The sequence below is a fragment of the Pantoea sp. 18059 genome, from assembly GCF_902706165.1.
GTDB classification, from domain to species: Bacteria; Pseudomonadota; Gammaproteobacteria; order Enterobacterales; family Enterobacteriaceae; genus Pantoea; species Pantoea agglomerans.
This window is the reverse complement of the sequence record NZ_CACSJS010000003.1, coordinates 170,819-187,494: the sequence shown is the minus strand read 5'-3', so window position 1 is coordinate 187,494 and position 16,676 is coordinate 170,819. Positions and strand designations below refer to the sequence as shown.

At 54.8% G+C, this 16,676-nt stretch carries 18 protein-coding genes; 5 read left to right on the top strand and 13 right to left on the bottom strand.

The annotated features are described in order from the left end of the window. Window positions 1-66: 66 nt before the first annotated feature. Genes GVJ63_RS10330 through GVJ63_RS10310 form a run of 5 tightly spaced genes read right to left on the bottom strand, consistent with a single transcriptional unit; the run spans window position 67 to window position 5,096 of the window. Window positions 67-1,149, bottom strand: coding sequence for an ABC transporter ATP-binding protein (locus GVJ63_RS10330; protein WP_159226806.1), 1,083 nt, complete (start codon window positions 1,147-1,149; stop codon window positions 67-69). A 2-nt stretch (window positions 1,150-1,151) separates the two neighbouring features. Beyond that, the gene (locus GVJ63_RS10325) at window positions 1,152-2,099 is read right to left on the bottom strand and encodes a carbohydrate kinase family protein (protein WP_010247086.1); all 948 of its coding nucleotides are present in this window, start codon (window positions 2,097-2,099) and stop codon (window positions 1,152-1,154) included. Window positions 2,100-2,101: 2 nt separating this feature from the next. Continuing rightward, window positions 2,102-2,941: a carbohydrate ABC transporter permease gene (locus GVJ63_RS10320; RefSeq protein WP_010670366.1), complete on the bottom strand. Its 840-nt coding sequence runs from the start codon at window positions 2,939-2,941 to the stop codon at window positions 2,102-2,104. Continuing rightward, window positions 2,931-3,839, bottom strand: coding sequence for a carbohydrate ABC transporter permease (locus GVJ63_RS10315; RefSeq protein WP_022624334.1), 909 nt, complete (start codon window positions 3,837-3,839; stop codon window positions 2,931-2,933). The genes GVJ63_RS10320 and GVJ63_RS10315 overlap by 11 nt, the downstream gene beginning before the upstream one ends. A 9-nt stretch (window positions 3,840-3,848) precedes the next feature. Continuing rightward, window positions 3,849-5,096 (bottom strand): extracellular solute-binding protein, encoded by a 1,248-nt coding sequence (locus GVJ63_RS10310; protein WP_010247091.1) that lies wholly within the window; start codon window positions 5,094-5,096, stop codon window positions 3,849-3,851. Window positions 5,097-5,393: 297 nt separating this feature from the next. Here GVJ63_RS10310 and GVJ63_RS10305 point away from each other — a divergent pair, with 297 nt between their 5' ends. Next, complete coding sequence (locus GVJ63_RS10305) at window positions 5,394-6,563, top strand: ROK family transcriptional regulator (protein ID WP_010247093.1); 1,170 nt, start codon at window positions 5,394-5,396, stop codon at window positions 6,561-6,563. 42 nt (window positions 6,564-6,605) lie between these two features. On the opposite strand, the gene GVJ63_RS10300 is transcribed toward GVJ63_RS10305, so the two are convergent. The 3 genes from GVJ63_RS10300 to GVJ63_RS10290 all read right to left on the bottom strand — a co-directional run bounded on the left by GVJ63_RS10300 (window position 6,606) and on the right by GVJ63_RS10290 (window position 9,628). After that, window positions 6,606-7,880, bottom strand: a complete 1,275-nt coding sequence (locus GVJ63_RS10300) for a Glu/Leu/Phe/Val dehydrogenase (protein ID WP_010247095.1) — start codon at window positions 7,878-7,880, stop codon at window positions 6,606-6,608. Window positions 7,881-8,345: 465 nt separating this feature from the next. Beyond that, window positions 8,346-8,735 (bottom strand): DUF1090 domain-containing protein, encoded by a 390-nt coding sequence (locus GVJ63_RS10295; RefSeq protein WP_010247098.1) that lies wholly within the window; start codon window positions 8,733-8,735, stop codon window positions 8,346-8,348. Window positions 8,736-8,857: 122 nt separating this feature from the next. Then, window positions 8,858-9,628, bottom strand: coding sequence for a MerR family transcriptional regulator (locus GVJ63_RS10290; RefSeq protein ID WP_089414773.1), 771 nt, complete (start codon window positions 9,626-9,628; stop codon window positions 8,858-8,860). A gap of 361 nt (window positions 9,629-9,989) precedes the next feature. Here GVJ63_RS10290 and GVJ63_RS10285 point away from each other — a divergent pair, with 361 nt between their 5' ends. Next, window positions 9,990-10,385 (top strand): hypothetical protein, encoded by a 396-nt coding sequence (locus GVJ63_RS10285; protein ID WP_010247102.1) that lies wholly within the window; start codon window positions 9,990-9,992, stop codon window positions 10,383-10,385. A 45-nt stretch (window positions 10,386-10,430) separates the two neighbouring features. Here GVJ63_RS10285 and GVJ63_RS10280 read toward each other — a convergent pair whose 3' ends face one another. Together GVJ63_RS10280 and GVJ63_RS10275 are read right to left on the bottom strand one after the other, a co-directional pair. Next, entirely contained in the window at window positions 10,431-10,904 is a 474-nt protein-coding gene (locus GVJ63_RS10280; RefSeq protein WP_010247104.1) for a nuclear transport factor 2 family protein, read from the bottom strand. A gap of 55 nt (window positions 10,905-10,959) precedes the next feature. Continuing rightward, window positions 10,960-11,394: a 6,7-dimethyl-8-ribityllumazine synthase gene (locus tag GVJ63_RS10275; RefSeq protein WP_010247107.1), complete on the bottom strand. Its 435-nt coding sequence runs from the start codon at window positions 11,392-11,394 to the stop codon at window positions 10,960-10,962. A 388-nt stretch (window positions 11,395-11,782) separates the two neighbouring features. Between GVJ63_RS10275 and GVJ63_RS10270 the strand changes: the two genes are divergently transcribed. Further along, window positions 11,783-12,490: a phage antirepressor KilAC domain-containing protein gene (locus GVJ63_RS10270; RefSeq protein WP_010247108.1), complete on the top strand. Its 708-nt coding sequence runs from the start codon at window positions 11,783-11,785 to the stop codon at window positions 12,488-12,490. Window positions 12,491-12,622: 132 nt separating this feature from the next. Here GVJ63_RS10270 and GVJ63_RS10265 read toward each other — a convergent pair whose 3' ends face one another. Beyond that, window positions 12,623-13,420 carry a MetQ/NlpA family ABC transporter substrate-binding protein gene (locus GVJ63_RS10265; RefSeq protein WP_010247110.1) on the bottom strand — a complete coding sequence of 266 codons (798 nt, stop codon included), beginning with the start codon at window positions 13,418-13,420 and terminating at the stop codon, window positions 12,623-12,625. A 284-nt stretch (window positions 13,421-13,704) separates the two neighbouring features. Here GVJ63_RS10265 and GVJ63_RS10260 point away from each other — a divergent pair, with 284 nt between their 5' ends. Together GVJ63_RS10260 and GVJ63_RS10255 are read left to right on the top strand one after the other, a co-directional pair. Next, complete coding sequence (locus GVJ63_RS10260; protein WP_010670360.1) at window positions 13,705-14,088, top strand: cupin domain-containing protein; 384 nt, start codon at window positions 13,705-13,707, stop codon at window positions 14,086-14,088. 151 nt (window positions 14,089-14,239) lie between these two features. After that, entirely contained in the window at window positions 14,240-14,821 is a 582-nt protein-coding gene (locus tag GVJ63_RS10255; RefSeq protein ID WP_159226805.1) for a DJ-1/PfpI family protein, read from the top strand. Between the two features lie 70 nt (window positions 14,822-14,891). Here the strand turns inward: GVJ63_RS10255 and GVJ63_RS10250 are convergent, their stop codons facing one another. Together GVJ63_RS10250 and GVJ63_RS10245 are read right to left on the bottom strand one after the other, a co-directional pair. Further along, window positions 14,892-15,578 (bottom strand): molybdate ABC transporter substrate-binding protein, encoded by a 687-nt coding sequence (locus tag GVJ63_RS10250; RefSeq protein WP_159226804.1) that lies wholly within the window; start codon window positions 15,576-15,578, stop codon window positions 14,892-14,894. Then, window positions 15,578-16,627: an ABC transporter substrate-binding protein gene (locus GVJ63_RS10245; RefSeq protein WP_033768993.1), complete on the bottom strand. Its 1,050-nt coding sequence runs from the start codon at window positions 16,625-16,627 to the stop codon at window positions 15,578-15,580. The genes GVJ63_RS10250 and GVJ63_RS10245 overlap by 1 nt, the downstream gene beginning before the upstream one ends. Window positions 16,628-16,676 lie beyond the last annotated feature (49 nt).

Genomic DNA, 16,676 nt, shown 5'->3' with positions numbered 1-16,676 from the left:
GGCACCAGACTGCGTTATCACCTGTCGCTTAACTGACTGACATTACCGCTGGCGGGTTTATTTTTATCACTGCTCCGTCAGCCGCACACCGGTGCTGGCATCAAACAAGTGCATTTTATCCGGGTTAACGGTCACCGGCAGCGTGCCGCCAGGCACGGCATCGCTGCGGCCGGTCAGTTGCATATGCAGCGGGAAACCCTGCCAGTTCAGATGTAACAGGGTCGATTCGCCGGTGATCTCAACAATATTGACCACCGCCGGTTGCCCGCTGGCATCAAAAATCAGATCGTGGGGTCGTACGCCAAGCGTGACCGGCTGATCGGCCTGCTGCTGTGCCGCACTGTGCCAGCGACGCGGTAACGGCAGCCACTGCTCGCAACAGCAGACGCCAGGCAGCCCATCGCGTGTCTGGAAACGGGCATCCAGCAGATTCATCGGCGGTGACCCGATAAACCGCGCCACGAAGGTGTTAACCGGGCGGTCATAAATCGCCAGCGGTGCACCCTGCTGCACAATGACCCCTTCTTTCATCACTACAATCTGATCCGCCAGCGTCATCGCCTCGACCTGATCGTGGGTAACATAGACCATGGTGGTTTTGAAACGCTGATGCAGCGACTTGATCTCGGCCCGCAGCTCCATGCGTAACTGCGCATCAAGATTAGAGAGCGGCTCATCAAACAGAAACACCTGCGGATTGCGCACCATGGCGCGGCCCATCGCCACGCGCTGCCGCTGTCCACCCGACAACGCTCTTGGATAACGCTGCAGCAGCTGATCGATGCCGAGAATGCCGGCAATGCGGGCGATTTTGCTTTTTTGCTCCTCGCGCTTCACCTTTTTCACCTGCATGTGAAACGCCAGATTCTCCGCGACGGTGAGATGCGGATAGAGCGCATAGCTCTGAAACACCATGGCGATATCCCGGTCAGCAGGATCGAGATCGTTAATGCGTTTTTTATCCAGCATGATCGCCCCGTCAGAGACGGTATCCAGACCGGCAAGCAGCCGCAGCAGGGTTGATTTGCCGCAGCCGGAGGGGCCAACCAGCACAGTGAAACTGCCATCAGGGATGGTTAAATCCAGCGGGTGCAGCACGCTCTGTTTACCGTAGCGCTTCGCCACCTGTACAAGTTCAACACTGGCCATGGTCAGCGCACCTCATTTGATAGTTGGAGTTGTTGCCAGCTGGGATAGCGGCGCGGAGAGCTGCTTATCGCCTGTGATGCCACTTCAATGCCCCAGCGCAGCGCCGTGTGCGATGGCTGGTGATAGAGCAGTGCAGTAAGAAAACCGGCATTAAAACTGTCACCGGCACCAATGGTATCTACCACCGTCACCGGCTGGGCAGCAGCATACTGCACAGAGGCGGCAGACCAGAGACGTGCGCCCTCTGCGCCACACTTAATCACACAGCCGCCGCGACCACTGAGCCGGGCCGCCAGCTGTTTACCGCTTTGATCCAGCAGTTCTGCGCCCGATAAGCCCAGCGCTTCCACCTCATTCAGCAGCAGCCAGTCACAGTCCGCTAACCAGTTGCCAATCTGTAAGCGAAGCCCATCGCTCCAGCCCGCAGGCGGCCAGCCGGTATCCACGGCGACACAGAAGCCACGCTGTTGCAGTGCGGCCAGCAGCGCCGGGTAGTGATCATAGAGTTCCAGACAGAGAAAGGTGCCGCACAGCAGCACGATGTCGCCCGGCGTCGCCTGCGACGGCAACTGGGCCAGCACATCGTCCGCGGTCAGCACGGTAATATGGCCGTGATTGCTGAGAAACGAGCGTTCGTTATCGGGATGGGTCACGCCTACCGTCAGCGAGGTTTCACAGGCATAGCGCGGCCAGTATGCAGCGCTATGAGGAAAGTGACTGGCGAGCCAGTGACTGAAGCCATCGTCGCCCTGATTGGCAATGGCCCGATGCGGCACCTGCATCGCCTCCAGCGCCAGCGCACAGTTACCTGCGGACCCGCCGGGACGTAACTCGCTGTGCTGCAGCATCACTTCCGTGCCGCGCTGCGGCCAGTCGCTGAGCGTACTCATGATTAAATCAACATTTATATTGCCCACCACATAGAGGGTGGGCGTGAGGGTAGTGACCATAATTATCCCTTACTTCCGCCGCTGGTGAGACCGCTGACCAGCGTCTTCTGCAACCAGATGGCAATAAACAGTGGCGGCACCGAAGCCAGAATGCCGATTGCCGCGATCAGCCCGTCATCGGTCGCGCGTCCTGCGGTAAAACCGGCAATGGCGACCGGCAGGGTCTGTGCCGAAATATTGCTGGTGAACAGCAGCGCGTAGAAAAACTCATCCCAGGCGAGCAGCCAGCCGAACAGCGCGGCAGCGCCCAGCACCGGCTTTGCCAGCGGCAGCGTAATGCGCAGCAGAACCTGCCAGAAGCGCAGGCCATCAAGCCGTGCTGCCTGTTCGATATCACGTGGCAGTGAGTCGAACTGGTTCTTCAGCATCCAGGTCAGAAACGGCAGGATCAGCGAACAGTAGACCATCACCAGGCCGGGACGGGTGTTGAGCAGCCCCAGTTGTTGCAGCAGAAAGTAGAGCGGCAGCACAAACGCCACGGGCGGCACCATATAGATCGCCAGAGCGCCGGAAAGCCAGGCATCACGACCACTGTAGCGTGAGAAGCTGAACGCCGCGGGTATCGCCAGCAGCAGCGAGATCGCTGTGGCCACCGTCGCTACCAGCAAACTGTTGCCCAGCGCGTGCAGAAAAACGTTGCCGGGCTGATTCGGTGCCAGCGAAACCAGCCCCTGATAGCGACTGAAATCCCACTGACGCGGCAGCCACTCCAGCGGCACGCGGGAGAGATCGCTGGCAGAACTGACACTCATCAGAAACAGCCAGCCCATCGGGGCCAGAATGCTGACGGCGACCAGCATCGCAGCCCCGTAACGCAGGACCCGTCGCAGTTTAGTTTTCATAAGCGGTACTCCGGCGGCGCTGATGCCATAACATCAGCAGATAGAGCGTGATCAGAAGGGCGCACATCAGGGTCATCAGTATCGCGTAGGCGGCACCGCTGCCGGCACGCAGATAGCTGAACGACTCCTGATAAACGAAAAAGCTCAGGGTCTTGGTGCTGTCCACCGGGCCGCCGCGCGTCATCACGTAGATGATGTCGAAGATTTTGAAGGCATCGATGGTGCGTAACACCAGCGCGACGCCGAGCGGTGCAACAATCGCCGGGAAGGTAATCGCCCGGAAACGCCGCCAGGCGGAGGCACCGTCCAGTCGTGCCGCTTCAAACAGATCCTCGGGGATCGACTGCAGCGCCGCCAGCACCAGCAGGGTGACCAGCGGATAGTTTTTCCAGATATCCGCAAACATCACTGCATTGAGCGCCGCCTCCGGCGATCCCAGCCAGCTGCGATAACCGTCAATGATACCGAGCTGGCTGAGCAGGGCATTGATACTGCCGTAATCAGGGTTGAAGTTGAGCCGCCACATCATGGCGTTGACGATGGTCGGCAGCGCCCACGGCAGAATCACCAGCACCCGCAAAACGTTGCGCCCGATGAATTTCTGATTCAGCAGCAGCGCCACCAGCACGCCGATAATCCCTTCAACGGTGACAGACACAAGGGTGAAATAGAGTGTGCGCCAGATCGACGCCCGAAAGTCGGGATCGCTAAGCGCATAGAGATAGTTTTCCAGCCCAATCCAGGCAGGCGTTTCACCACTGCCAATCAGCGCAGCATCGGTAAAGCTGAGCCAGATGGTACGCAGCAGAGGCCAGGCGGTTAACAGCAGCATCACCAGCAACATGGGTGCCAGCAGCACCCATGCCTGACGCTGTTCGCGTTGACGCAAACTCAGCATCATAACTCCTTAACGCAGCCGGGCGGCGCTTTTATCAACCGTCGCCATCGCGTCCTGCGCCGGGGCTTTACCCAGCAACACCTGCTGTAACTGCTGTTGCAGCTGGTTCGACAGACGGGAATAGTCAGCGGTCTCCGGACGTGACAGCATCACGTTTAGCGATTTGTCCGCCGCGGCAATCAGGCTCTCCTGATCCTTTTTCACTGCTTCATCCTGATAAGAGGATTTCCAGATCGGCAGGCTGAGCTTCGCATACTGATTCTGTACCGGCTGTGAGGTCATGTACTGAATGTACTGCCACGCCTCGTTGGCATGGGTGCTGCCTTTGGTGATCCCCAGCCCCATTGAGCCGTTTACCGCCCCCACTTTTCCTGGCGCATCGCCGGGCGCAGGCATGATCCCAACGTCGCCCGCCACTTTGCTCTGCTTCGGATCGTTCGCCATGTTGTACATGTAGGTCCAGTTCAGCGCGAAAGCCGCATCGCCATTAGAAAACGATTTACGCACATCCTCTTCCAGATATTCACGCGACGCCGGGTTACTCAGGCCCTCATCGAGCGAGCTTTTCATCAGGTTAAGCGCCTTGAGTGAAGCCGGGCTGGAGAAGTTAAGTTTGCCGTTCTGATAGAACTGACCACCAAAGCCTGAAACAAGCGTGGTGTAGTCACACACCAGCGCCTCAGCCTGGGACCAGCTCCAGACCAGCGGCCAGGTGACAATCTTTTTATCCTTGATGATCTTCGCGTCATCCAGCACCTGCTGCCAGGTCTGTGGCGGCGTGGTGATGCCCGCTTTAGCCAGCATCGCTTTGTTGTAGTAAAGGTATTTGGTGTCGAGGATCCACGGCATACCCAGCGTTTTACCTTTGTAAACCACGGTGTTCATCGCGCCCGGGAAGACCTTCTCTTTATCCTCTGGCGTAATGCGTGCGCTGACATCCTGCAGCAGATCGAAACGGGCGAATTCCGCTGGCCAGATGGCATCGAATAGCACCACATCATAGCCATTGCCGCCCGCGCCACGCGCCGCCACAATCTTGTCGTGCAGCGCCTCATAAGGAACAAACTCCAGATTGACGCTGACATCCGGGTGCTGCTTCTGAAAATTTTGCGTCATCGCGCGGATATCATTTTCGCTGTAAGCCGCCTGGGTCATAAACAGGGCATTGATCTGGCTGGCCGCCGCCGCGCTGCCTGCGCTTAACATCAGTAAGGCGGCAAAACCGGCTTTTAGTTGGGGTGTGTAACGCTGTGACATGGTCTTCTCCACTGTGCAGCAACAGGCTGTCGGTTAATTAAATCAATTTGATTGATTTAATCGGGGGCGTAATTTTGGTCAGTGGGTGAACTGACCTGTCTGAATCTAAGCAAACGGCGTGCCACAGTGCCGGAGGGCATAGCAACAAAGCCGTAACAACGCTGAAACTCAGACTGCGCTTTTATGGCAAAATTGCCTATCCTGATGCGCGAGAATTGCGTGCAGCATCAAAGATATTGTTTGCCCGAATGCATTCGGAGACCAATACTGTCGGGTCCCGCTGAAATGGAAAACAACATGAAAACCTCGGGTACCAACCTTGAACATGCGCGGGCGCACAACCGACGTGTGGTGATTGAAGCCATTCGCCTGCACGGTGAACTGACCCGTGCCGAACTGGCCCGCATGACGGCGCTGACGCCGCAGACCGTCTCGAATATCGTGGCGGAACTGGAGCAGGCCGAACTGCTGACCAGCCGCCAGCCGCGCCGCAGCGGGCGTGGTCAGCCCTCAATTCCGGTTACGCTCAATCCCACCAGTGCCTGGTCGATCGGCATCCATCTTGATCACCAGACGCTGCTGCTGGTTCTGGTCGATCTCAGCGGCGAAGTGCGTTTCCGCCGCCTCGTTCTGGTGCAAAAGCCTCAGCCTGCTGCCACCCTGGCGTGCATTGCCAGCGTGCTGGAGGAGATGCGCGCCTTCCTGGGTACTCAGTGGCAGAAAGTGCTGGGGATTGGCGTGGTGATGCCAGGGCCTTTTGGTGTGGAGGGCATTTCATCAGTGGGGCCGACCACGCTGAACGGCTGGGAGCAGGTCGATATCGAGGCTGAACTCGCCACCATTAGCGGTCTGCCGGTGACGCTGGAAAATGATGCTACGGTCGCCGCCATAGGCGAACGCTTTCACGGCACAGCGCGCCACCTGAACTCCTTTATCTATCTCTATATCGGCACCGGCCTGGGCGCGGGGATCTTCACCGATGGTCATATCTATACCGGCCACGCCCATAATGCGGGCGAAATCGGACACATTGTGGTCGAGCCGGGCGGTCGCGACTGTTACTGCGGAAATCAGGGCTGCCTCGAGCGTTACGTCTCGCTGCAGGCCGCTTATGAATTCTGCGGTCTCGATCCAATGCGGGCGCTGCCCGAAGATCTGTTGCAGATTGAACCCGCGCGTTTTACCGCATGGATTGAGAATGTGACGACGCCGTTACGTCAGGCAATCAATATTCTGGAGTCGGTGTTTGATGCTGAGGCGGTAATTATTGGCGGGATGATGCCTGCGCCGTTGCTGGAGCAGATGGTGCAGCGATTGCCGCCGCTTTATCAGTCGGTGCGCGGACGCTATCTTAACGATATGCGACTAAAAATTGGCATGACCGGCAGCGATACAGCCGCTCTCGGCGCCGCCGCTTTACCGATTTTCGATGAATTTAATCCGAAGTTTCAGGTGCTGATGAAGTAGTCAGGGAAAAGGGCGCTGCTGCAGGCAACAGCGCCACAGGCATTAACCCGGGTAGATACCGCGATCTTTACGCGCCATCAGAATACGCTCACAGGCCACGATATAGGCCGCGGTACGCAGCGAGCAATCTTTCTCCTTCGACTTTTCCCAGACGTGTACCATCGCTTCCGTCATGATCTTGTCTGAGCGACGATTGATCTCATCTTCGCTCCAGAAGAAGCTGGCCATGTCCTGAACCCACTCGAAGTAGCTGACGGTCACGCCACCGGCATTACAGACCACGTCCGGCACCACGATAATGCCGCGGGTGGCCAGCATGTCATCGGCATCCGGATAGGTCGGGCCGTTTGCGCCTTCCAGCACGATTTTGCAACTCAGGACTTCAGCACGCTCACGGGTAATCTGACCTTCCAGTGCCGCCGGGATCAGAATATCCATCCCTGTGGTCCAGAACGCCTCTTTATCAATGCTCTGCGCACCAGGGAAACCGGCAATCTGCTTATTGGCGATCTGCCATTCGGTCAGGGCAGCCATATTGATGCCATCGGCATTAAACAGCGTCGCGGTGTGATCCTGAATCACTACCACACGAGCACCCGCCTCATCAAACAGGCGTGCCGCTTCGCTGCCGACGTTACCGAAACCCTGGACCGCAACGCGTGCGCCTTCAATTTCAATACCTGCACGGCGTGCCACTTCGCGTCCGGTAATAAACACGCCGCGACCGGTGGCTTTTTCACGCCCCAGTGAACCGCCCAGATGAATCGGTTTGCCCGTGACAACGCCGGTAATCGTTGTGCCGTGGTTCATGGAGTAGGTATCCATCATCCACGCCATCACTTTGCTGTTGGTCCCGACGTCTGGCGCAGGAATATCTTTTTGCGGCCCGATGATGATGCCGATCTCGCTGGTGTAACGGCGGGTCAGTCGCTCAAGTTCACCGTCGGACAGTTTGAACGGATCAACGCGGATGCCGCCCTTAGCGCCGCCATAAGGCAGGTTAACCGCCGCGCATTTGATGGTCATCCATGCGGAGAGCGCCATCACTTCATTAAGGTCTACATCCGGATGGTAGCGAATACCGCCTTTTCCTGGGCCGCGCGAAAGGTTGTGCTGAACGCGATAGCCTTCGAAATGGCGAATTGAGCCATCATCCATCTGGAGAGGAATATCAACAATCAACGCACGTTTTGGATGACGCAAAGTATCTATCCAACGTGAAAGATCGCCCAGATAGGGCGCAACCCGGTCGATTTGCTGTAAATAGGTGGACCAGGCAGATGTGCTGCTTTCAGACGCATAAGATAACTTATCCATAAAAAACCTTTCTTAATGAAGTTATTTATTGTGTGGAGCCGTGGATGGAGAGCGCATTGCATTGCGCCGACATAATCTAACACTACTGAAACAAATAAGATGTGGCATCAGCCATGACACAACGCAGTAATGCCCTGTTTTGGGGCAGGGTAAGTGAATAGATTAGTATTGCTGGCCCCTTACAGACGAATAAAGATGCGCGTGGAGTGCGTAATTTCTGCATAGGACAGGAAATATCGCTATCTTTCAAATCTTTGAGGGCGTTCAAAAAGTTAAATAATTGATCGTAACCATGTTGACTTTACTGCACCAATTAAGTGCATGAGAATAAGTAATCAAAGGATTACATAAAGTAATGGATTGGACGTTAATAGCGCAGGCTAATCAGGTATTTAGAAAGGAGAGAGGGTCAGGGCTGGGGAAGGGAGAATAACGGGCCAGCGCAGTGGCTGGCCAGAATGAGTTTTACTGATGCAGAGCCTGCTCGGCTTCTTTCAGTTCCTGGCGAGCGTCAGCCAGTTTATCTTCGCGCTTCTGGATCTTGCTGGCGCTGCGGCCTTCTGCTTTCGCTTTAGCCAGTTCCTGTTCGCGTTCCTGTACCTTCAACTTTTTCTCTGCCACTTTTTCCTGACGCTGCTTTAGCAGACTGCTTTCGGTACAGTTCTGATTTACTTCGCTAAGCGCTTTTTCAAGGCCGGCAACCTGATGGGTATTATTGTGCTGGCGGGCAAAAGAGAGCTGGGTCTCAATCTCCTGCTTTTTGGCTGCACAACCGGTCAGGCCAGAGGCCGCGTGAGCAGCAGTAAAAGTGAGTGGTAACAGGAGAAGGCTGAAGGTCAGTAAGGTCTTTTTCATCTTAGTCTCGTCAATGAGTCAGGGTTGTGGCACCAGTATACGGAACCACCTTAAGAGATTCTTAACGAAAAAAATTATTTACTGGCGCGGAAAAACAGGGGTAAAGAAGGCGCTGCCTGCTGTCAGGCAGCGCTGGAGGCGTTGGATTGGGTAAATTGCAGGTTACAATCAGGTCCACTGAGCATTACCGGATGGCCATCCAGACTCTGCTGTTCAAAATAGTCCTGCATCTGCTGGCTGATGCCGGCACCACACCACATCACATGATGCTGATGAAGGTCGGTTTTAACGGCTGGCAGCCCGGTTGCACGCGAGTCAACCTCGACATTAAAGCCCATCGCAGTAAGACGAATGGCTTCAAGCCAGATTTCGGTTTTATCAAGTACGCTCACCGCTTCCAGAAACAGAGGAATAGAAGATTCGTTGCGCGATGAGGCGCGCATGACTTTATCCGCCTGCTGCTGCACGGTTTGCTCAAAACGGTTGAGGCGACGTGACGCTCCCCGACGGAGATCGGCGTAAAGCCAGGCGCTCAGCGGCCGCAGCAGATTAATGACGAAATCATCACCGCTATAATGGCTGGACATCGTGTGCATCTGGCGTGAAAGCGACAGCGGTGTGCCAAATTCCAGTTGCCAGAGCAGGTCGCCTTTGCGCGCCGCCCAGCCATAGGTGGTGACCGTCGAAGCAGCCTGCTGACCTTGCCAGATTTCGTCGAGCGTCGCGCCAGTGGCTGTTAAGCCAACCAGGGTCTGGATTTCACTGAGGTGATGATCACTCCAGCGTTCCTGATACTGCTGCGGCGTCAGTAATCCCTGCTTCATCCAGCTCTTCAGGTTAGCGGGATGGGTGCCGGTTATGGCGCAAACAGTATCGGTGGTATAAGAATGCATATCGTGCCCTCTGTAGAGGGGAAGGCCGCCGGGATTAACCGGGGATGAACCACCACTATGAACCTTATAACAGCCAATTAACAGAGGCAGAGTTAAGGCAAATCGGCGCTATGTGCCTGTGACGCTACGCTTATTCGTTGTTATTCTCCGATTAAATTTATGCTGATCAGCAGGTTAAAAGCGCTGCGATCAGGCAATAAAAATACTGTGTATTTATTCAGTAAATATTCTTTACGCAAATATACCGGGAAATCGGTACTTTTAAGCCTCTTTTAAGAGCATGCCGACTCTTATCCCCCTTACATCCTCCCGCTAAATCGCTAAAATAGCGGGTTCTGATGATCAGGAGAAAGAGTGCCCAATGCGTTATCGTTTTAGTCTCGCCGTTGTAACGGTTGCTGCTGTACTGACTGGCTGTGCAAAACATGCCGCCAGCGATGCGCCAGATGAATTTGCTGCTGGCCCGACGCAGATTGATGTCTCACACATCAAGACCCGCGCAGATGATGGCTCCAGTGTATTCCTGACTGTAGATGGTAAAGACGCCGGCAGATTGCCTAACGGCGAAAGCATGCTGCTGCATGTTCCGGCCGGAAAACACCAGGTCGGTGGCTATGTACCCACTCTGTTTGGCATGGGTCGGGTGACCATTGCACCGGTAGAAGTGACCACGTCACCGGAAGATGTAAAAAAAGTGGCTTATACGGTCACACGCAACAAAGCGACCTTTGTTGAGAACAAGGACGAGCAGGGCTGAGTGGATGACGGCGGAGAGCTGCGCTCTCCGCTGGAAGGGCTGGCGCTATAAGCCCAGTTCGCTCAGTGAAGGATGGTCGTCAGGGCGTCGGCCCTGCGGCCAGTGAAACAGCCGCTGTTCTTCACTGATTTTCAGATCGTTGATGCTGGCATAACGCTGCTGCATTAAACCCTGCTCATCAAAGGCCCAGTTCTCGTTGCCATATGAGCGATACCACTGCCGTTGCTCGTCATGCCATTCATAGGCGAACCGCACCGCAATCCGGTTCTGGTCAAAACTCCACAACTCTTTAATCAGCCGATACTGCTGCTCCCGCTGCCATTTTTGCTGCAGGAAGGCGATAATTTCTGCCCGGCCGGTCAGAAAGGTATCGCGATTGCGCCATTTGCTGTCCGCTGAATAGGCCAGAGCGACCCGCTCCGCATCCCGGCTGTTCCAGCCATCCTCAGCCAGCCGGACTTTTTCAATCGCCTGTGCAGCCAGGGTAAATGGCGGTAGAGGCGGACGTGTATTTTCCAACTTTCTCTCCTTAACAGCGCAGGCAAACGCATTGTCAGCATTCGTTACAGTCGTATCAGAGTTCCAGGGCGTGAATCTGGCAGACGGCACGCGCCGCTTCCTGACCTTTTTTCACGAAATGCTGAGTATAGAAGTCGATAAACTCGGCCGATGGCTGGAAATTATGCGGCGTGAGTGACACCGAGAAGACGGGCACATTGGTTGCCAGCTGTGCCTGCATCAGACCACTTACCACAGCCTGCGCGACGAAATCATGGCGATAGATGCCGCCATCCACCACCAGTGCTGCACAGACAATCGCATCGTAGTTGCCGGTCTGCGCCAGGCGTTGCGCCAGCAGCGGCATTTCAAAAGCGCCCGGAACATCCCATGTCTTAATCTCATATGAGGTACCGCGGCTTTCCAGTTCCTGTTCGAATCCTGTCAGAACCTGAGAAACGATTTCGCTGTGCCAGTTAGCTTTAATAAAGGCGACTTTCAACGGCTGCATGACTTACTCCAGTAAAAGGTGACATTCAGTGGTAACGGGCCAGATTTCGCCCCTGCACCCCGAATCAAAATAGTGAGCCCGACAGGCCAGTAACCTGCTGACAGCCTTCACTATACTGTAATGTAAAGAGTCTGTGTCCATCATTGTGATTATATGTAAATAACTTAGCGATGGATTACCCGCTTATGCTGCCGCAAAAGCCCGCAACGTCTCCTGCAAGGCATTCCACACGCACTCTCCAGCCCGAAAACCGCCTCACACCCCGCTGTTTGCGTAACAGCTTCCAGTTACGTTATTGCTTAAATAAAATACTGGATATTTGAACAGGTGTTTGTATAATTAATCGACTGCCCGCCGGGTATTGGTAGCGTTAGCGAGGGGTGAACCCATGATGATTTCAACTGAAAGCCTCAAATCTCTGGAACAATCGGTCACAATGAGCAGTCGTGAACTGGCTCAGATGACCGGTATTACACACGGAGAAGTGAAGCGGTTAATCAAAAGTCTGGAGACGGCTCAGCGTCTCTCCCAGCCGCTCAGCGTGAATGAGTATGAGCGGGAAGGGGAAGTGCGTCAGGAGTACCGTCTGTGCAAGCGTGACTCGCTGCTGGCCGTGGCACGCCTGTCGCCAGGCTTCACTGCAGAAGTGCTGGATCGCTGGCAGGACCGCGAGAAGACGACCCATCTGCCTGACTTTACCAATCCGGCTGAAGCCGCTCGCGCCTGGGCTGAGCAGTTTGAACAGCGTCAGGCGGCGGAGCAGCAACTGGCTCTCTCGGCACCCAAGGCGGCGTTCTTTGATAACTTCGTTGAGGTTGATGACTCGCTGGGCTTTCGGCAGCTCTGCAAAATGCTGAAAGTGAAAGAACCGGAGTTTCGCCAGTTTCTGCTGGAGCGCAACATCATGTATCGCGCAAAAGGCACCCTGACGCCGCAGCACTACCATATGCAGGCCGGCTACTTTACGCTGCATACCGGCACGGGTGAAAATCAGCACGCTTTCTCTCAGGCACGCTTTACGTCTAAAGGGGTGAAATGGGTCGCCAGTCTGTGGGCAGGGCATCTCTCTGCTCAGCCAAAAGGCGCAGCTGCGTAACCGTTCCTGTGATCTTGCGGGCTGGCGCGGATGTATAAGTGCTGGCAGATGTGCCTGTAAAAGTGCAGATATAAAAAAGGCCGCAACAGAGTGCGGCCTTTTTTGATCGTTAATGATCGATTATCGGGCAACTCACCAGCCTTTAATCGCATCACCCTTGTAAACTTCTTCGGCTTTGGCCGCCACCTCCGGTGACTGCAGCGCTGACTTCAGCTTCTGAATTTTATCGCTGTCTTTATTATCTTCACGTGATACCAGCGCATTGACGTAAGGCGATGAGGCACTTTCCATAAATAAGCCATCGCGGTGCGCTGATAATCCAGCCTGAGCCGAGAAATTAGTATTAATGATCGACAGGGTCACGTTGGGATCGTCTAAGGTGCGGGTCAGCTGTGGGGTGTCCACTTCAACCAGCTTCAGGTTTTTTGGATTTTCGATGATATCCAGTGAGGTCGGTAAATACCCCACATCCGGTTTGAGTTTAATCAGACCCTGCGCCTGCAGCAGCAGCAGGCTGCGTCCCAGCGTGGTGGCTTCGTTAGAGATGGTGATAGTGGCACCATTCTGCAGCTCACTGATGTTCTTGATTTTGTGCGAATAGGCAGCAATCGGGAAAACGAACGTTTTACCCACTACCGCAAACTTATAGCCGCGCTCTTTAGACTGTGATTCCAGATAAGGCAGGCTCTGGAAGGCGTTAGCATCAACTTCTTTGTTATTCAGCGCTTCATTTGGCAGCACATAGTCATTGAAGTTAAGTACTTCGACATCCAGCTTGTATTTATCCTTCGCCACCTGCTTTACCACCTGCCAGATTGCTTCATCAGGCCCGGTATTAATCGCAACTTTAACTTTGTTATCGTCATCTTTTGAGCAGGCGGATAATAGTAGAACAGAACTGGCGAGTAATGCCGTAAACAGACCTTTCATTATCAGAAATCCCTCAGGTGGTTGATGGCTTCAAAGATAATACAGAACTCACAGGTTGCGTACTGACTGAGGAATATATCTTATAACCACAACGCAAATATTGAACATTAATTAATCAGTAATTCAGCCAGCCCGCTAATGGAAGGTTTTCATCCCAGTATTCGCTGGCGGAAAATTCCTGTTAACAGGCTTATTAAAACGCAGGCGGGCATCAACACAGTTTTCTTCTAAGCTTACTTATCGGTCACTACTGGCATTCTATTGATTATTAACAGGGATTAACCATGTCGAAGCAAGATAACGAAATTAACGCGGTTGAAGTGATGCGCAGCAGCCAGGCCTGGAACGGTGACGTTCTTGAGGCCTATCCCACCGGCGAACCTGAGCTGACCGTTATGCGGCTATCGCTACCTGCCCATACGTCATTGCCCTGGCATACCCATCCAATGCCGAATGCGGCGTTTATTCTTTCCGGCACCCTGATTGTTGAGGATAAAGAGAGCGGCGAACAGCGCACCTTCCATGCGGGTGAAGCCCTCAATGAGACGGTCAACAGCGCGCATCGCGGTTACACCCTGGATGAGCCAGCCGAACTGGTGATTACCTATGCCGGTGTTAAAGGGCAGGAACTGACCGAGCCACTGCCGGGCGAGCCGGAAGAGTTTTAAACGCACTTACTTCATGACGCACCACGGTAGTGTCGCCCGCTGCCGTTTAAAAACCCTGCTCAGACTTGATTCGGATCAGTAAAGGGTGCGCCTGCACAGACCAGGATTAAACGCTCTCTGCTTCATCCACACCAATTAAAAAGGAATTTTCATGGATAAGAATGTTGCTCTGCTGCTTGCCCCAGGCTTTGAAGAAGCTGAGGCTATTATCACTCTCGACATCCTCTCACGCCTGGGCGTTCAGGTTACAACCCTGGCCTGTCAGCCCTATCGCGAAGTGAACAGTTATCATCATGTGAAGGTTGTCGCCGATGAGCTGCTGGAGGCGAATCGGGAGCGATTATTTGATGCGGTGATTGTGCCGGGTGGTCCTGACGGCAGCAAAAATCTGGCGGCAAATGCGGCAGTGATAGATTTTATTCGCCGCCATGATGAGGCGGGCCGCCTGGTCTGCCCAATTTGCTCCGCAGCGGCCAGAGTGCTGGCGCCACAGGGTCTTTTAAGGGGGCGTCGCTATGTCAGTTCTGGGACGTCATCAGAAGGTGTCACCGATGGCGTTTACGTTAATGCCTCGGTAGTGAAAGATGGCAATCTGCTGAGTGGACAGGATCTGGGCGCGGCGTTTGATTTCGCCTTCGCGATCGCTTTTATCCTGACTGGCGAGGCAGATAGTGCCACCGGGCAGGCTGAACATATCAGTCACAAGCTTAAGGTGGATTTCGCTAAGCTTTAATGATCGGTGTTTCGCGCCCTTAAAGCGACATGCTGACAGGGCGCAAAGTCATCCGCGACAGAAAAGGCATTTACTTCCCGCCAAATCCCGCTTCCCGCAGTACCTTTTTTGCCTGCTCCGATTCTAAAAAATCCGCCAGCCGACGCGCCTCTGGGGTAATGACTGCACAGGCGTAGCGCGCAACAGAATTGAAAGCCGCAGGGATATCAACGACTGTCAGCCCGGCAATCTGGCTCAGGGCAGCCCGATGGCTGGCATAACCGATAAACAGATCCGCCTGATCCTCCAGGATAATCCATTCTGCCGCCAGCTTGCCTGCGGGAATGGGTGCAGAGTCGCGCCCACCCACCAGTGCCTTTGCGCGCTGGCGCACCGCTTCACCGGCTTTGCCCATCCGGGTGAAAAGGGCCTGCGCGTAGTCGCCAGAGGGATCGGCTGTGGGCGTAGAGGTCGCGATCCGCAGTGTGTCGCGGGTCACTAGCTGATACCAGTCGTCTCCCGCCTGTAGCCGATCGCTGCGAACCGTGATGCAGAGTTTATTAATTGTGAACGGGATGACTGCCAGCGCTCGCCCAGCGTTCAGCAATTTTTGCGGATGCTCCTCACTGGCTGAAGCAAAGAGATCGCAGGGCTCACCGGCTTCAATCCGTTCGCGAAGCAGACCGGCGGGGCCAAACCGGGTTTCAACTGGCTCAGGAAAGTATGCCATCAGCGCGGGCCAGACGGCTTTCAGGCTGCCCGCCGCCAGTACGCGCATCACTCTGTTCCCTGATAAGCGGTGCGATAGAAGCGCTGATACCACTTATTGGCCAGCTTATTCATGTCCACATCCTGAAATTTCTGCGGATAGAGTTTTTTCGCCATCCACAATTCGCCAATCCCCATCGCTTCCGGCATTGGATAACCCCAGGCTTTGGCGTAGTCCGGCATCAGCCAGACGCGATGATTTTTTACCGCGTCGATAGCCTGCCACTGTGGTGAACTGTTGATTTCATTCACGACTGAGGGATAACGGTCCTGCACAAAAATCACCTGTGGATCCCAGGCGATGACCTGCTCCATCGACACGGTTTTAAATCCCTTTACGGTCGCTGCGGCGACATTGACCGCGCCCGCATGCAGCATCATCAGGCCGGTATATTTCCCTGAACCGTAGGTGGTCAGTTCCGGGTTCGCCATATAGGCGCGAATGCGTTTTTCCGCCGGAACATCCTTCAGGCGATCGCTGACGATTTTGCGGCCCTCATCGGTGGCCGTAATCAGCGCTTTTGCTTCTGCCGGTTTATTGATGATCTCGCCGATAAGCGTAATCCCTTCACGCAGTCCTTTGTCATAGGCCATTTCCTCGTCGCGGATAGAGGGGTTCATTTTTGCCTTTTCACCCGGCTCGTCATGACGCAGTGAGATAGCCACCACCGGAATGCCCAGCGCGGTAATGCTGTCGATCATCTCATGCGGTGCGTAGTTGGTCACAAACACCACCTGCGGATGCAGCGCCACCAGTTTTTCGGGATCAACATGCGTCAGATCCCCCAGTGTCGCTTTCTGGTTCAGCTCAGGAGCCAGGCGGGCATAGCTGTCGCCAAGTTGCTGCTTCCAGTTCGCCATCACACCGACGATTTTATCGGTCGCGTTCATCTGCACCAGCAGGTTCAGCGTCTGATGCTGAAGCACCACAATACGATCAACACGATCAGGAATCGTGACCTGGCGGCCTGTCTGATCGGTTATCTGGCGCGATGCCTGGGAAGAGAGCGGAAGGAGTATCAGTAAACCGAGTGTGCATGCCTGCCAGAAGCGCTTCATTAACTATCCTCAAATACGTTATGCATTGGATTATATAGCGATAAGTGAT

Excerpts from the sequence above, each read along its gene's own strand:
- GVJ63_RS10245 (WP_033768993.1), bottom strand. The coding sequence starts at position 16,627 with ATGAAGCGCTTCTGGCAGGCATGCACACTCGGTTTACTGATACTCCTT.
- GVJ63_RS10265 (WP_010247110.1), bottom strand. The coding sequence starts at position 13,420 with ATGAAAGGTCTGTTTACGGCATTACTCGCCAGTTCTGTTCTACTATTA.
- GVJ63_RS10300 (WP_010247095.1), bottom strand. The coding sequence starts at position 7,880 with ATGGATAAGTTATCTTATGCGTCTGAAAGCAGCACATCTGCCTGGTCC.
- GVJ63_RS10325 (WP_010247086.1), bottom strand. The coding sequence starts at position 2,099 with ATGGTCACTACCCTCACGCCCACCCTCTATGTGGTGGGCAATATAAAT.
- GVJ63_RS10330 (WP_159226806.1), bottom strand. The coding sequence starts at position 1,149 with ATGGCCAGTGTTGAACTTGTACAGGTGGCGAAGCGCTACGGTAAACAG.
- GVJ63_RS10270 (WP_010247108.1), top strand. The coding sequence starts at position 11,783 with ATGATGATTTCAACTGAAAGCCTCAAATCTCTGGAACAATCGGTCACA.
- GVJ63_RS10320 (WP_010670366.1), bottom strand. The coding sequence starts at position 2,941 with ATGAAAACTAAACTGCGACGGGTCCTGCGTTACGGGGCTGCGATGCTG.
- GVJ63_RS10290 (WP_089414773.1), bottom strand. The coding sequence starts at position 9,628 with ATGCATTCTTATACCACCGATACTGTTTGCGCCATAACCGGCACCCAT.
- GVJ63_RS10255 (WP_159226805.1), top strand. The coding sequence starts at position 14,240 with ATGGATAAGAATGTTGCTCTGCTGCTTGCCCCAGGCTTTGAAGAAGCT.
- GVJ63_RS10285 (WP_010247102.1), top strand. The coding sequence starts at position 9,990 with ATGCGTTATCGTTTTAGTCTCGCCGTTGTAACGGTTGCTGCTGTACTG.
- GVJ63_RS10250 (WP_159226804.1), bottom strand. The coding sequence starts at position 15,578 with ATGCGCGTACTGGCGGCGGGCAGCCTGAAAGCCGTCTGGCCCGCGCTG.
- GVJ63_RS10260 (WP_010670360.1), top strand. The coding sequence starts at position 13,705 with ATGTCGAAGCAAGATAACGAAATTAACGCGGTTGAAGTGATGCGCAGC.
- GVJ63_RS10275 (WP_010247107.1), bottom strand. The coding sequence starts at position 11,394 with ATGCAGCCGTTGAAAGTCGCCTTTATTAAAGCTAACTGGCACAGCGAA.
- GVJ63_RS10310 (WP_010247091.1), bottom strand. The coding sequence starts at position 5,096 with ATGTCACAGCGTTACACACCCCAACTAAAAGCCGGTTTTGCCGCCTTA.
- GVJ63_RS10295 (WP_010247098.1), bottom strand. The coding sequence starts at position 8,735 with ATGAAAAAGACCTTACTGACCTTCAGCCTTCTCCTGTTACCACTCACT.
- GVJ63_RS10315 (WP_022624334.1), bottom strand. The coding sequence starts at position 3,839 with ATGCTGAGTTTGCGTCAACGCGAACAGCGTCAGGCATGGGTGCTGCTG.
- GVJ63_RS10305 (WP_010247093.1), top strand. The coding sequence starts at position 5,394 with ATGAAAACCTCGGGTACCAACCTTGAACATGCGCGGGCGCACAACCGA.